Below are 14,707 nucleotides of genomic sequence, written 5' to 3' on the forward strand. Positions count from 1 at the left end.
TCAATCGGCCAGGTCGTCGCCCTGATTGTTCGGGCCGAAGCCCGGCGGTGGCGTGAGCCCGGTGTAATCGCCGATTTCCACGGCGCTGTAGGGTGCGTTGAGCTGGTTCGGCCCATTGCCGACGACGTTGGTCACGCCGTACTGGAACACGGTCGCCTTGCCCTGGGTGATGATAATGACCCGATCATTGAACTGATCGGCGATCAAGGTCTCGGTATTGGCCAGCCGGACCGCCCTCGTCGGCTGGGGGGTGGGATTACTGCCCGCGACCAGGTTCGTGAAGTACTCGAACACGACCTGCTTCGCCGGGTTGATCTCGACGATGCGGCTGTTGCCGGAATCGGTGATGAGCGTGTCGCCGTTCGGCAGCCGGCTCGCGAATGCCACGATGTTGAGGCCTGCGGAATACTCGAAAACGATGGTGCCGCGCCGGTTGATCTCGATCACCCGGCTGTTGTTCTCGTCCGCGATCAGGATATGGCCGTTCGACAGCAGCTCGGCGCTGTTCGGGTTGTTGAGCGCACCCGGGCCGGACGTCGGCCCGTAGGAGAACAAGACCTGCTTGTTGGGACTGACCAGGATGACGCGGTTGTTGGCCTGGTCGGTAATGAGGAAGTTGCCGTGCGGCGTCTGGAGCGCGAACACCGGCGTGTTGAGCTGGTTCGGCCCGGAGCCCGCGACACCGGCCTGGCCGTACTGGAACAAGATATTGCCCGCACGATCGACCACGATGACCCGGTTGTCGGGGCAGGTCGACGTGCCCGTGCCGGCGATCAGGGTCAGACCGCCCGCCAGCCGCTCGACGTCATTCGGCGCGATGATGGCTCCCGGTCCCGGATTGCAGAGGCTGGGATCGTTCGAGCCGAAGCTGTAGACGATGTTCTTGTCGCGATCGATCTCGATCACGCGATTGTTGAACTGGTCCGTGATCAGGATGTTGCCCGGCTCGTTGAACCGGCCCTGATCCGCGCGCGCCGGCATGGTGGCACATGCCAGCAACCCAAGGCCCGATAGGATGATTGGCGAGATACGCATGACCCTTCCTCCCTCGGAACGACGCCGTCGGTGGGGGCAGCTGTCGGTGGGCGCCCGCGGCACTGACCGCGCAAAACGCCCAGACAGGTGACTCGCGACAATCGGCCGCTATTCCATGGGCAGGAGGAAAATTTCCGGCGCGCGGGCGAGGGTTAGACCGGCACCACGCTGCCGACCTTGTCGCGCGACAGCACCACGTTCGTGGTGAAGCGGCGGATGTTCGGATTGTCGAACAGCAGGCGCCGCGTGAAGGCCTCGAAATCGGCCATGTCGCGCGCGGTCACGATCAGGATGAAATCGGCCGCACCGGTCACGTAATAGCATTGCTGCACGTTGGGATCGGCCCGCGCTGCCCGGCGGAAGGCGTCGAGCATGTCCGCCCGCTCGCGCTCGAGCTCGACGCCGACGATGAAGCTCATCGTCTGGCCGACGCGGGTCGGGTCGACCAACGCCACCTCGGCCGTGATGACGCCGAGTTCGCGCAGGCGCTTGATGCGGCGCTGCACGGCCGCGGCGGAGAGATGCACCTCGGCGCCGATCGCCTCGCCGGTCGCCCGGGCATCCTGCTGCAAACGGCGCAGGATGGCGCGGTCGAAGTCATCGAGGGCGGCGCTATCGGTCATACCGCATCAGAACACGAAAACTTGCTGCTGAAAAAGGTGGCTTGAACCAACGACGCGGCCTGGCCGCGCAGGAGGCCGATATGCTGCGTCCATCCGCCGCTCGGGAGTCCTCCATGAAGCTGTTCTATCAGACCCACTCGCCCTATGCCCGCAAGGTGCTGGTCCTGGCGCATGAGGCCGGGCTCGCCGATCGCCTGGAGGTCGTGCATCACGAGACGAGCCCGACTCAGCGCAACGACGAAGTGTTCGCCGTCAATCCGCTTGGCAAGGTGCCGGTGCTGCTGTTCGACGACGGCTTCGCCCTGTTCGATTCGAATGTGATCTCTGAGTACCTGGACGGGCTGCACGGCGGTGCGCCCTTCATCCCGGCGGAAGGGCGCGCGCGGCTGCGGAGCCTCCGGCTCCAGGCACTGGCTCAAGGCCTGTGCGACGCCGGCATCGCCGTGCGCCACGAGACGGAGCGCCGTCCGCCGCCCTACCGCTATCCGGCGATGCGCGACGGCCAGATCGCGAAGCTATTGGCGGCGTATGACTTCCTCGAACAGGAGGAACTGCTCACCACCCCGGGCCGTCCGTGCATCGGCCGGATTGCGCTGGCGACGGCGCTCAGCTGGCTCGAGTTCCGCGGGCTGCCGGCATTCGAGCCGGGCCGGCCGCGGCTCACCGCCTGGTATCGCGCCTTCCTCGACCGTCCTTCCATGCGCGCGACACCGCTCACCGGCGACACTGTCGACTGAGCCCCTGCCGACTGAGCCCCCGCCGACTGAGCTCCGCCCCGTCTCGCAAATCGCGTTACGCCGCCTTCGTCTTCTTGAAGTTCTGCATCGATCCTTCGAGGAAGGAGAAGAAGATGTCGGTGGCGTAGCCGACCAGGAAGGCCAGGGCCAGCGGCGAGAGCGACGCGCCCTGGCCCAGCGAGAAATTGTTGAACAAGCCGACGATGGCGCCGCCGATCGCAGCGATGACAAACCGGGCCGAGGCCGCGTAGGTCGGCCGGAAGGTCTGGTTCGCCACCTGGTCGGCGAACACGCGCAGCAGATAGGCACAGGCGCCGAGCAACGCGTAGAGCACCGGCAGGATGAAGGCGCTGATGGCGCCGTAGAGCAGCGAGGCGGTATCCTGCACGGACTTCGCGTCCGCGCGGACGGCCTGGTAGCCGGCGGTCAACCGATTCAGGTTCGTGGTCAGATCAGCCACTGTGTTCGACGTTTTCGGGTCGAGCTCGAACCGGCCGAAACCGCCGCCCTCCCCGCTCGGCACCTCGGACCGCATCTCGACATGCAGCGGCACGAACCAGGCGAGTTGTGCCGTGCGGGCGCGGATTGCGCGGATCGTCGCAGCATATTGCTGCAGATCGGGCAGGCTGTTCTGCGCCGCGGTGGCCGCCGCCTGGGCACCGGTCGTCGTCAGCTGAGCGTGCAGATTGACCGCCAGCTGGTTCGCCGCCGCCAGATCGGCGGTCATGGCGTTCGACAGGCCGGTATAGATGAACGAGATCATCGACAGCGGCAGAATGATGATCGCCAGGCAATAAGCCATGCGGCGATAGTTGCGCATCGTCTTGTGTGCCTGCTCACGGCACGCCCTCAGCGTTTCGGCGGTGACCGGATGGACGAGCGCTGCGAGCCGGGTGATCGCGGTCGCGAGCAGGCCGGCATCCGGCTCGTCCCACGCGAGGTCGCCGCGCCGCCGGGCACTGATGATGCGCTGCGAGATGTCGGCATCGACCGCAATGCCGGCCTCGACCGCGTAGTGCAGCAAGTAGCCCGCATTCTCCAGCAGGTTTTCGGTGACGGAAGCCTTCGCGGGCTTCTTGCCGTTGCCGGCCTGACGGTCAACGGCCTGGGGCCCGGGTGCAGGGCGCTCGACGGCCGGCAGAGCCGGCGCGCTCATGATAAGCTTCGGATCGATCTCCGCTTGGCTCGTCATCGGATGCCTCCCGACGAGCCGATCGGCACCGGCCCGGTCTCGTGGAGCGTGACTACCTCTATACGCCTTCGCGCACAACCGGTCCTATGAAATGTTCCACACCCCTCGATGGGGCTTCTTCACATTTTCACCCCCTCATGCGCCAGCAGCCAGCGCTTGCGCTCGAGCCCGCCGGCATAGCCGGTGAGATCGCCGTTCTGACCCACGACGCGGTGGCACGCGAGGATGATCGCCACCGGGTTGAGCGAGTTGGCGTAGCCGACCGCGCGGCTCGCGTTGGGCCGGCCGAGCCGGGCCGCGAGCGTGCCATAGGTGGTGACCGTGCCGACCGGGATGGCACGGAGCGCCCGCCAGCATTCGTCCTGGAACGGCGTGCCGCCGGTCGCGACCGGCAACTCGTCGAACGCCGCGAGATCGCCCGCCATATAGGCTCGTACCCGGGACGAGGCGCCGAGTGGGTCCGTCCGCCCGATCAGGCGAAAGCGGCCGTAGCGCTTGGCGAGCAGCGCGTTCATGCGCGCCTCGTAGCCGGCATAGTCGAGCGCCACCAGCGCCCGGCCGTCGCTCGCCACCAGGATCTCGCCGATGGCGCTCGGGATCCGGTCGAAGTCGAGATCGGTCATCGTCAGCCTCCCGTCCCGCCGCCGAGACTCATCCAGAGATGCAGCGCCGCATAGGCACGCCACGGCCGCCAAGCTTCGGCACGCCGGTCCATTTCCTTGAAGCTCGGCAGGCCGTCGGCCGTCGCCATCGCCTTGCGCAGGCCGAGGTCGCCCGACGGGAAAGCGTCGGGCTCGCGCAGCGCGCGCATGGCGATGTAATGGGCCGTCCAGGGGCCGATGCCGGGCAGCGCGTCCAGCCGTTCGACCAGTTCCGCCAACGGCACGCCGCCCGCAAGCAGCGCCGGCGTCGCCACGACCGCGCGGGCGAAGGCGGCGATGGTTTCCGCCCGCTTGGTCGGGATGCGCAGCACGCCCGGATCGGCCGCGATGAGGGCCGGCGGCGGCGGAAAGACCTGCGTCAGCCCCGGCGGCGGCGGCAGGCCGTCGTCGAGCCGGAGCGGCTCGCCATAGGCTTGCGCCAGGCGGCCTGCAAGCGTGGTCGCGGCGGCGACGCTCACCTGCTGGCCCAGGATGGCGCGGATCGCGAGCTCGAACGGGTCCCAGGCGCCCGGCACGCGCAGCCCCGGGCGCTGCGCCATGAGCGGCGCCAGCAACGGATCGCAGCCGAACTGCAGTGCGATCGCGTCGATGTCGGTCATGAGATCGAACTGCCGCATCAGGCGCGTCGATATCGGCACCCCGACCGTCGGGTCGGGATGGCGGACCCGGACCGCGAGCCCGTCAACCGGCCTCGAGTCACTCGGCCCCAGTTCGATCGTGCCGTGGCGCCCCTCGACCAGGATGGTGCGGCGATAGACGAGGCCGTCGACCGCCTCGACGCCCGGGATGCAGCGCGGGGCGAGGAAGCCGGCGATCTCGGCCCAATCAAACGGGTGGCGTACCGGCAGGGCCAGTGTCGAAATGGCGGGGGTCGAGACATAGAGTTCGGTGTCCATGGCCCCGGATACTAACCGCCGCCGGCGCGCCGTCTCGCGGTTTTCGGACATGGTCGCCGGAGCACGGCGGGCGCTCCGGCGACGGCCAGCCGGATTAGTTGCATTCGTTACCGCTTGGTGGCGCCCGCGGCTTGTGCCACCATCCGCCGCCATTCAAGGATAGGTGGTCGGGAACAAGGCCGCCGCATCAAACGGGGAACTGAAGCCGGATGAATCTTGCGCACCGAGCGGGCCTCATGGCCGGTCTCCTCCTCCTCTCGCTCGCGACGGCGTCGATGGGCGCCGCCGAAACCGTGCTGCGCCGCCCGAATTCGGCCGAGCCGGAATCGCTCGATCCGCAGAAGATCACCGGCCTGACCGAAGCGAACATCGTGGGCGACCTGTTCGAGCCGCTGATCACGCTCGACGCCGACCGCCGTCCGGTGCCGGGGGCCGCCGAAAGCTGGGACGTCTCGGCGGACGAGAAGACCTGGACTTTTCACCTTAGGCCCGGCGCCAAATGGTCGGACGGCACGCCGCTCACCGCCGAGGACTGGGTCTACAGCTTCCGCCGCCTGGTCGATCCCGCGACCGGCGCCGCCAAGTTCGACCAGATCCGCAGCGTCGTGAACGCCGAGGGGATCGCGAGCGGGCGCGAGAAGGACCCGGCCAAGCTCGGCATCGTCGCGGTCGACGCGAACACGCTGCGCTTCACGCTGAAGCAGCCGGAGCTGATCCTGCCGCTCTTGATCTCGGACCATGGCGCCGACCCGATCCCGCACGCGGCGGTCGAGAAATGGGGCACGCAATGGACGCGGCCCGGCCACATGGTCTCGAACGGCCCCTACACGCTCGAAAGCTGGAACCCGCACGATAAGATCGTGCTGGTCAAGAACCCACTGTTCCACGATGCCGCCCATGTGGCGATCGACCGGGTCGAGCATTACCCGGTCGACGACCAGCTGCGCGGCGTGAAGCAGTACCGTGCCGGCGAACTCGATTGGATGGTGCTGCCGAACAAGTCGCAGCTCGCCTGGGCCAAGAAGGAAGCGGCGGCCGAACTGCACACCGGCGACGCGCTGTTCCTGTGGTACGCCTTCTTCAACATGAAGCGCGGCGTGCTGGCAGAGCATAAGGAGATCCGCGAGGCGCTGTCGCTCGCGGTCGATCGCCAGACCATCGTCGACAAGGTCGACCCGCGCGGGCAGAAGCCGGCCTATTCCATGATCTCGTCGCTGATGCCCAACTACACGCCGCAGCCGTACGACTGGCAGACGGAGCCCTATGCCGACCGGCTGGCGCGCGCGAAGCTGTTGATGGCGAAAGCGGGCTACACGCCCGAGCATCCCTTGAAGCTGACCCTCAGCTACACGACCAACGACGATACACGAGTCTATCTTTTGGCGCTCGCCGCCATGTGGAAGCCGATCGGCGTCGAACTCGCCCTCGATAACATGGAATGGCAGGTCTACCAGACCAAGATTCGCCAGCTCGACTACGAGATCGGCGTCTTGAGCGAGGTGCCGGACTTCGACGATCCGACGGAATTCCTCATCCCCTACCGCAGCGATGCCGGGCTCTATAATCATTGCGGCTACACCAACCCGGCGCTCGATGCGCTCATGGACAAAGCGGCGGCCGCGACCGAGTTCGGGGCCCGCCGCCAGGCGCTCGAGGCGGCGGAACGGACCGTGCTCGGCGATTATGCCCTGGTGCCGCTGCAGTTCGGCGTCGCCAATTATCTGGTGAACCCGCGCCTGGGCGGGCGGCGCGACAACCGGCCTAACCCGCCGTCGCGCTATCTCTCGTTCAAGGACTGAGCCGTCGCATGCGTATCTCCCCGCGCCTCGTCGCTGGCCTCGTTGCCGCCCTTCTCGCCTCGACCAACCTTGCACATGCCGAGCAGGTGTTGCAGCGGTTCGACTCGGCCGAACCGGACTCGATCGATCCGCAGAAGACCAATGCGGCAGACAGCCTGGCGATCGATCGCGAGATGCTGATCGGCCTCGTGACGCTCGACCCGCACGGCAAGCCGGTGCCGGGTGCTGCGGAAAGCTGGGACATTTCGCCCGACGGCAAGACCTGGACCTTCCATCTGCGCCATGACGACAAATGGTCGACCGGCGAGCCCGTGACCTCGGCCGACTTCCTCTATAGCTTCCGCCGCCTGGTCGATCCCAAGACCGCGGCGGCGGATCCGTCGGACCTGAAGCAGGTGGTGAACTACGACGCCATCGTCTCGGGCGAGGAGAAGGACCTCTCTAAACTCGGCGTGGACGCGCCCGATCCCTACACGCTCGTCCTGCACCTGACCGAGCCGCGCATCGCGCTGCCGTTCATCCTGACCGACATGGCGCTGGCGCCGCTCCACAAGGCCTCGATCGAGCAATCGGGCGACCAATGGACCCAGCCCGGCCATTTCGTCGGCAACGGCCCGTTCGTGATGAAGAGCTGGACGCCGCAGTCCGACATCGTGCTGGCCAAGAGCCCGAATTTCTTCGATGCCAAGGACGTGAAACTCGACGAAGTCCATTGGCTCGTGACCGAGAACCTGGACGCGGGCCTGACGCGCTATCGCGCGGGCGAGCTCGATTTCGTGCTGCTGACGCGCGTCCATCTGCCCTGGGCGCGCGAGAACATGGCCGATCAACTCCGTTCGGCGCCAATCAACGCGACCACGCTGCTGTTCTTCAACATGGTCAAGGGACCGCTGTCGCAGGACGTCCGGCTGCGCGAGGCGCTCAATCTGGCGATCGACCGCGAGACGCTGGTGACGAAGATCGACCCGCGCGGCGAGCCGCCGGCCTACGGCATGGTCCCGCCCGCGGTCAGCGACTACACGGCGCAGAGCATGCCGTTCAAGGGCACGCCCATGGCCGACCGGGTGAAGCAGGCGAAGGCGCTGATGACGGCCGCGGGCTATGGGCCGGACCATCCCCTGAGCCTGACGACGATCTACACGACCGACGAGAACAGCCGGCAGATCCTGCTCGCGATCAGCGCCATGGTGAAGCCGGTCGGCTTCGACCTGAAACTCGAGAATTCCGAGTGGCAGGTGTTCGTCTCGACCATGAACCAGCGCAACTACGACGTCGGGTTCTTCGCGCTGATCGGCACCTATGACGATTACGAGAACGCGCTCGACAATTGGCGCTCGGACGCGGGCTTCGGCAATCCCGCAGGCTACGCCAATCCCAAGTTCGACGACCTGTTCCATCGCGGCGGCACGGCGAAGGACATGGCGACAAGGCGCGAGCTCATGCAGCAGGCGGAAAAGCTGATGCTGGACGACTATCCGATCGCGCCGCTCGAGTTCGGCCAACGCAACATACTCATCAATCCGAAGGTGCAGGGCTACGTGACCGAGGTGGACAGCAACCAGTCGCGCTATCTCTCGATCAAGCAACAATAGGCAAATACTTTTTTCGTCATGGCCGGGCTTGACCCACGGCTGTCCGGGCATGACGGCGGGGTAAAATGGAGTCCAACCACGTCCATGCGCGCTCTTCCGTCCGTAATCGCCGCCGTAGCGGCGCTCCAGTTCCTGATGGCGCCGGCCCAGGCAGGCCAGGTCCTGCACCGGATCTCGGAGGCCGAGCCCGAGACGCTCGATCCGCAGAAGAGCTCGGCCTCGGGTTCGCTCGCGATCGACCGCGACATGTTCATCGGCTTGCTCACGCTCGACCCGCAGGAACATGTCGTGCCGGGCGTCGCCGAAAAATGGGAGATCTCGCCCGATGGCAAGACCTGGACGTTCCATCTCCGCCACGACGCGAAATGGTCGACCGGCGAGCCGGTGACATCCCAGGACTTCGTCTACAGTTTCCGGCGCCTCGTCGATCCCAAGACCGCGGCCGCCGATTCCTCGGACCTGACGCAGCTCGTGAACTACCAGGCAATCGCGTCGGGCCAGGAGAAGGACCTGACCAAGTTCGGCGTCGAGGCGGCTGACCCCTATACGCTCGTCCTGCATCTGACCGAGCCCCGGCTCGCCCTCAAGTTCCTCCTGACCGACCCGATGCTGTTCCCGCTGCACAAGGCCTCGGTCGAAAAATGGGGGGCAGCCTGGACCCAGCCCGAGCATCTGGTCGGCAACGGCCCGTTCGTCATGAAGAGCTGGGTGCCGCAGTCATCGGTCGTGCTGACGAAGAGCCCGACCTTCTTCGACGCGGCGTCGGTCAAGCTCGACGAGGTCGACTGGATCGTGACCGAAAGCACCAAGACGGCGCTGACGCGCTTTCGCGCCGGCGAGCTTGATTTCGACCCGCTCGCCAAGAACGACATTCCCTGGGCCAGGCAGAACGCCGCGGACCAGCTCGTGACCGCCGACGTCAACGGCTTCACCTTCTTGTTCTTCAACATGACGAAGGGGCCGTTCAAGGAGGACGTCCGGCTGCGCGAGGCGTTCAACCTGGCGGTCGACCGCGAGACACTCGTCACCAAGGTCGACCCGCGCGGCGAGAAGCCGGCCTATGGCGTGATCCCGCCGGTGACGAGCGACTACACGCAGCAGAGCATGGATTTCAAGGACATGCCGCAGGCCGACCGCCTCACCAAGGCGAAGGGACTGATGAAGGAGGCGGGCTACGGCCCCGACCATCCGCTCAAGGTCAAGGTCACCTACCCGACCGAGGAGAACAACCGGCAGCTGCTGCTGGCGATCGCGGCCATGGTGAAACCGATCGGCGTCGACCTGGCACTCGACAATATGGAGTGGCAGGTGTTCATCGACGTGACGGACCAGCGTAATTTCGAGGTGGGCTACCTCAACCTCGTCGGCACGTATGACGACTATGAGAACGGGCTCGACAATTTCCGCAGCACGGCCGGCACCTACAACGTCAACGGCTATGCCAACGCCAAGTTCGACGACCTGTTCCACCGCGGCGGCACCTCGACCGACCCGCTCGAGCGCCGGCACCTGATGGAACAGGCCGAGAAGCTGATGCTAAACGACTACCCGGTTGTGCCGCTCGAATTCTACGTGCGCAACGTGCTGGTCAACCCGAAACTCCAGGGCTATGTCGCCAAGGTCGTCTATAACCAGTCGCGTTATTTGTCGTTCAAGCAGTGACAGCCGTCATCCCCTTTCCGCGCTCCCGCGCGTAACGCTGGGTTCCCGCCTGCGCGGGAATGACGAGAGCTTAAAGGATCGCCCCGCCCCATGCGTCTCGCCCCTGCCCTCACCGTAAGCCTGCTTCTCATGGCGTCCACGGCCCATGCCGATCACGTGCTGCGCCGGGCGAACGAGGCCGAGCCGGAATCGCTCGACCCGCAGAAGACGACCGGCCTCTACGAGGCGAACATCGAGCGCGACCTGTTCGTAGGCCTGCTGACGCTCGATCCGGAGATGAAGGTGGTGCCGGGCATCGCCGAGCGTTGGGAGGCGAGCACCGACAAGAAGGTCTGGACCTTCCATCTGCGCCATGACGCCAAATGGTCGAACGGCGATCCGGTGACGGCGGCCGATTTCGTCTACAGCTTCCGCCGCCTCGTCGATCCCAAGACCGCCGCGGCCGAGACCGAGCAGGTGCGCGACCTCGTCAATGCCGAAGAACTCATCGCCGGCAGGGAGAAGGACCCGACCAAGCTCGGCATCGCGGCACCCGATCCCTATACGGTCGTGATCACGCTGAAACAGCCGCAGATCATGCTGCCCCTGCTGCTGACCGACTCCAACGTCGTTGCCCTCAATCGCAAGGCGATCGAGGGCAACGCCGAATGGACCCGGCCCGGCAAGATCGTCACGAACGGCCCGTTCACGCTCGACAGCTGGACGCCCAATTCCGAGATCGTGCTGAAGAAGAACCCGGGCTTCTATGATGCGGCCAAGGTGGCACTCGACGGCGTGCGCTGGATCATGTCGGACAATCTCGAGACCGGCTTCAAGCGCTTCCGCGCCGGCGAGATCGACGTCGCCCGCGCGCCGCGCACGCAGATCAAATGGGCGCGCGAGAACCTGGGCACGGAATTGCACGCGGGCGACGTGTTCGGCCAGTTCGCCCTGCTCTACAACATGAAGAACGGCCCGTTCGTCGGCCATCCGAAGTTGCGCGAGGCGCTGTCGCTCGCGGTCGACCGCGACCTCATCGTCAGCAAGATCGTGCCCGAGGGAGAGAAGCCGGCCTATTCGACCGTGCCGCCGGTGATCAGCGACTACACGCCGCCGATGTACGACTGGAAGGACCAGCCGATGGCCGAGCGCCTCGCCCGCGCCAAGCAGCTGCTCGCGGACGAGGGCTACGGGCCGGACCATCCGTTCAAGTTCGAGATCACCTACACGACCAACGAGCAGGCGCGCACGATGCTGCTCGCCATCGCCGCCATGTGGAAACCCTTGGGCGTCGAGGTCACGCTGCAGAACCAGGAATGGCAGGTGTTCGAGGCGACGCTCCGGCAGAAGAACTACGCCATGGCACCGCTCGGCGGCACCGTCACCTACGACGACGCGATGCAGCTCATCGAGCCCTACGTCAGCACGTCCACCGACCAGAACACGATCGGCTACGCCAGCCCCGCCTACGACAAGTTCGCTGGCCAGGCGTCGGTCGCGACGGATATCAAAAGCCGCGCCGAGCTCATGGAACAGGCGGAGAGGATCATCCTCGCCGACTATGCCGAAATCCCGCTCTACTATCAGACCGTGAACATGCTGGTGTCGGCCAAGGTCGGCGGCTGGCGGAACGCCAACCCCTATATCCAGAGCCGCTATCTCTCGCGCGAGGACTGAGCCTTGTTGATCCGGACGTTCGCCGCGGCTGCCGCGGCGCTCATGATTTTCCAGGCCGCCGACGCGCAAGCCGCGAATGTGCTGCGGCGCAGCCTCGATTCCGAAGTCGAATCGCTCGACCCGCAGAAAGGCATCGCGCTCTACGACGTCTCGGTGCAGCACGAGCTGCTCGAAGGGCTGACGGCGCTCGATATGGACTTGAAGCCGGTACCGGGCGCCGCACTCTCGTGGGACGTGTCGACGGACGGCCTGACCTACACGTTCCACCTGAGGCCCGACGGCAAATGGTCGAACGGTGATCCGGTCACGGCAGAGGACTTCGTCTATGCCTTCCGCCGCGGCGTCGATCCCAAGACCGGCGCCTCGGACCCGTTGGCGCTCCGGCCCATCCTGAATGCCGAGGCGATCATCGCCGGCACCGAGAAGGACGTGACCAAGCTCGGCGTCGAGGCGGTCGATCCGCTGACGCTCAGGGTCCACCTGCAAGCGCCCTGCGTGATCTTCCCCTTGCGCATGACCGACAACACGGCGATGCCGCTCCATCGCGCATCGATCGAGAAATGGGGCCGGGACTGGCCGAAGCCCGGCCATTTCGTCGGCAACGGCGCCTTCGTGCTCAAGGACTGGGTGCCGCAATCCCAGATCACGCTGATCAAGAACCCGCTCTATCACGACGCGGCGAACGTCAAACTTGACGAGGTCGATTACCTCAACACCTCGGACACGCTGAGCGGGCTCAAGCGCTGGGAGGCGGGCGAGCTCGACACGTTCGACCGGCCGCCGGTCAAGGAGCTGAAACGGCTGAAGGCGACTTATGCCGACGAGATGCTCGAAGCGCCGATCAACTCGCACAATTTCCTGACAATCAACATGACCCGGGGGCCTTTGTCCCAAGACCTGCGCCTGCGCCAGGCCTTGAGCATGACGGTCGACCGCGAGACCATCACCCAGAAGGTCATCCAGAACGGCAGCATGCCCGCCTACGGCTTCATGCCGCCGGTGATCCCCGACTATGTCTCGCAGCCCGTGTTCTTCAAGAGCCTGAGCCAGGCCGAGCGGCTCGCGAAGGCGAAGGAGCTGATGAAGGAGGCCGGTTACGGCCCGGACCATCCCTTGAAGCTCACGCTGATCTATACGACCGACGAGCAGACCCGTACCGAGTTGCTCGCCATCGCCGCCATGTGGAAGCAGATCGGTGTCGAGGTCAAGCTCGACAACATGGAATGGCAAGTCTACCTGAACAAAGTCCAGCAGAAGGACTACGACATCGGCTCGATGGGCGAATACGGCCTCTATAACGAGCCGGAAGACGCCTTCATCAACTATATCTCGTCGAACACTTCATACAACTATCCCGGCTACAAGAGCGCCGAGTTCGACAAGCTGTTCGACGAGGGCCGGGTCGCGACCACGGTCGAGGCGCGCGCCAAGTTCTTCGAGGCCGCCGAGAAGCAGATGATGACCGACATGCCGGTCATCCCGCTGACCGACGTGCTGCAGCACACGCTGGTGCACAAGCGCGTGCACGGCTGGCACGCCAACGTGGCCTATCCGCAGAGCCGGTATCTGTCGGTCACGGACTGATCATGGGAGGGGAGCATGCCGGAACACCCTAAGGAGCCCGAACCCATGCTGGATCACATCGGCTTCGCCGTCGCCGACTTCGCGCGCTCGAAACGCTTCTACCAGGCGGCGCTGGCGCCGCTCGGCATCACGCTGCTCATGGAAGTGAGCGCCGAGGAGACCGGCGCCGAGGCCCACGCCGGCTTCGGCACGCCGGGCCGGCCGTTCTTCTGGATCGGCACCGGATCGCGGCCGGCGCAATCGACGCACGTCGCCTTCGTGGCGCCAGACCGGGCGACGGTCGACGCGTTCCACCGCGCAGCGCTCGCCGCCGGCGGCACCGACAACGGCGCGCCGGGCCCGCGTCCGCACTACCACCCCGACTACTACGGCGCCTACGTACGCGACCCGGACGGCAACAACATCGAAGCGGTCTGCCGCCGGCCCGCATAGCGCTTTAGGGTTTGGCGGCTCCATCGACATGCACGTCCATGGCCGCGAGATTGTCGCGGGCGGCGTCGCCGGCCGGCCCATCGGGTGCCAGTTCCAGCACCTTGATCCAGTCGGCGCGGGCGCCCTTGTCGTCTTTCTGCAGCCGGCGGACGTTCGCCCGCTCGAGCCAGGCGTCGGCCGAGTTCGGCGCGGCGGCCACGGCCTCGTCGGCGTCCTTGCGCGCGGCCGACAATTCGCCCTGCAGCCGGTTGGCGGCGGCGCGATATGTAAGCACCTCGCCGCGCGGCGCCCCGCCGGCAAGGGCGCGGCTCAGATCCTCCTTCGCCGCCTTGTAGTCCTTGGCCGCGGCCAGGGCGCGCGCGCGCGCGACGAGCAGCGACGGGTCCTTGGGATCGAGCCCGATCGCCGCATCGAGATCGGCCCGCGCCTTGGCCGGCTGGCCCGCCTGCAGCCAGGCCTCGCCGGCCTGCATCAGAACCTCGGCGCGCAGGCTCGGCGCCTCGCGCACCATTTCCTTGCCGAGCGTCTCGAGCGTGTCGCCGGCGAGCGCATATTGTTTGAGACCCATGAGGGCCACACCGGCACAATGTTCCGCCGGTAGCCCGCCGCCGTGGTCCTTCCAGACCGAGGCCATTTCGAACCCGTCTTCCGGCTCCTTGCGCGCCGTATCCATGCAGCGCTCGTAGCTGGCCGCGTCGTTCGTGAGGTCGGCGGCGGGTGCCGGCACCGAAGCGACCATCAAGGGGGCCAGGGCCAGGAGCCAATTGGTCGCGGTGCAGCGTGAATGGTGGAAAGACGGCAGACGTGGCATAGGTGGCTTTCATTCGTCGGGGCGGC

At 66.1% G+C, this 14,707-nt stretch carries 13 protein-coding genes; 7 read left to right on the forward strand and 6 right to left on the reverse strand.

Annotated features, from left to right (window positions below; all coding sequences use genetic code 11):
• Both IEY58_RS06570 and IEY58_RS06575 read right to left on the reverse strand, forming a co-directional pair.
• Nucleotides 1-1,035: an NHL repeat-containing protein gene (locus tag IEY58_RS06570; RefSeq protein WP_189043814.1), complete on the reverse strand. Its 1,035-nt coding sequence runs from the start codon at nt 1,033-1,035 to the stop codon at nt 1-3.
• 152 nt (nt 1,036-1,187) lie between these two features.
• A complete protein-coding gene (locus IEY58_RS06575) occupies nt 1,188-1,658 on the reverse strand; it encodes an Lrp/AsnC family transcriptional regulator (protein ID WP_189043816.1) in 471 nt (156 codons plus the stop codon).
• Nucleotides 1,659-1,771: 113 nt separating this feature from the next.
• Here IEY58_RS06575 and IEY58_RS06580 point away from each other — a divergent pair, with 113 nt between their 5' ends.
• Nucleotides 1,772-2,395, forward strand: a complete 624-nt coding sequence (locus tag IEY58_RS06580) for a glutathione S-transferase family protein (protein ID WP_189043818.1) — start codon at nt 1,772-1,774, stop codon at nt 2,393-2,395.
• Nucleotides 2,396-2,450: 55 nt separating this feature from the next.
• Here IEY58_RS06580 and IEY58_RS06585 read toward each other — a convergent pair whose 3' ends face one another.
• The 3 genes from IEY58_RS06585 to IEY58_RS06595 form a co-directional block, all read right to left on the reverse strand.
• Nucleotides 2,451-3,587 carry a hypothetical protein gene (locus IEY58_RS06585; protein WP_189043820.1) on the reverse strand — a complete coding sequence of 379 codons (1,137 nt, stop codon included), beginning with the start codon at nt 3,585-3,587 and terminating at the stop codon, nt 2,451-2,453.
• Nucleotides 3,588-3,706: 119 nt separating this feature from the next.
• Complete coding sequence (locus IEY58_RS06590) at nt 3,707-4,210, reverse strand: methylated-DNA--[protein]-cysteine S-methyltransferase (protein ID WP_189043821.1); 504 nt, start codon at nt 4,208-4,210, stop codon at nt 3,707-3,709.
• A gap of 2 nt (nt 4,211-4,212) precedes the next feature.
• A complete protein-coding gene (locus IEY58_RS06595; RefSeq protein WP_229743536.1) occupies nt 4,213-5,145 on the reverse strand; it encodes a DNA-3-methyladenine glycosylase family protein in 933 nt (310 codons plus the stop codon).
• Between the two features lie 236 nt (nt 5,146-5,381).
• Between IEY58_RS06595 and IEY58_RS06600 the strand changes: the two genes are divergently transcribed.
• From IEY58_RS06600 to IEY58_RS06625, 6 genes are all read left to right on the forward strand, one after another.
• Nucleotides 5,382-6,944, forward strand: coding sequence for a peptide ABC transporter substrate-binding protein (locus IEY58_RS06600; RefSeq protein WP_189043825.1), 1,563 nt, complete (start codon nt 5,382-5,384; stop codon nt 6,942-6,944).
• A gap of 8 nt (nt 6,945-6,952) precedes the next feature.
• Nucleotides 6,953-8,536 (forward strand): peptide ABC transporter substrate-binding protein, encoded by a 1,584-nt coding sequence (locus IEY58_RS06605; RefSeq protein WP_189043827.1) that lies wholly within the window; start codon nt 6,953-6,955, stop codon nt 8,534-8,536.
• Between the two features lie 84 nt (nt 8,537-8,620).
• Entirely contained in the window at nt 8,621-10,198 is a 1,578-nt protein-coding gene (locus IEY58_RS06610) for a peptide ABC transporter substrate-binding protein (protein WP_189043829.1), read from the forward strand.
• Between the two features lie 90 nt (nt 10,199-10,288).
• The gene (locus IEY58_RS06615; protein ID WP_189043830.1) at nt 10,289-11,854 is read left to right on the forward strand and encodes a peptide ABC transporter substrate-binding protein; all 1,566 of its coding nucleotides are present in this window, start codon (nt 10,289-10,291) and stop codon (nt 11,852-11,854) included.
• A 3-nt stretch (nt 11,855-11,857) separates the two neighbouring features.
• Nucleotides 11,858-13,438: a peptide ABC transporter substrate-binding protein gene (locus IEY58_RS06620; protein ID WP_189043832.1), complete on the forward strand. Its 1,581-nt coding sequence runs from the start codon at nt 11,858-11,860 to the stop codon at nt 13,436-13,438.
• Between the two features lie 45 nt (nt 13,439-13,483).
• The gene (locus tag IEY58_RS06625) at nt 13,484-13,870 is read left to right on the forward strand and encodes a VOC family protein (protein ID WP_189043834.1); all 387 of its coding nucleotides are present in this window, start codon (nt 13,484-13,486) and stop codon (nt 13,868-13,870) included.
• A 4-nt stretch (nt 13,871-13,874) separates the two neighbouring features.
• Here the strand turns inward: IEY58_RS06625 and IEY58_RS06630 are convergent, their stop codons facing one another.
• On the reverse strand, nt 13,875-14,681 hold the full coding sequence (locus IEY58_RS06630) for a tetratricopeptide repeat protein (RefSeq protein ID WP_189043836.1): 807 nt from the start codon (nt 14,679-14,681) through the stop codon (nt 13,875-13,877).
• Nucleotides 14,682-14,707 lie beyond the last annotated feature (26 nt).

Source organism: Aliidongia dinghuensis, from assembly GCF_014643535.1.
In the GTDB taxonomy this organism is placed as follows: domain Bacteria; phylum Pseudomonadota; class Alphaproteobacteria; order ATCC43930; family CGMCC-115725; genus Aliidongia; species Aliidongia dinghuensis.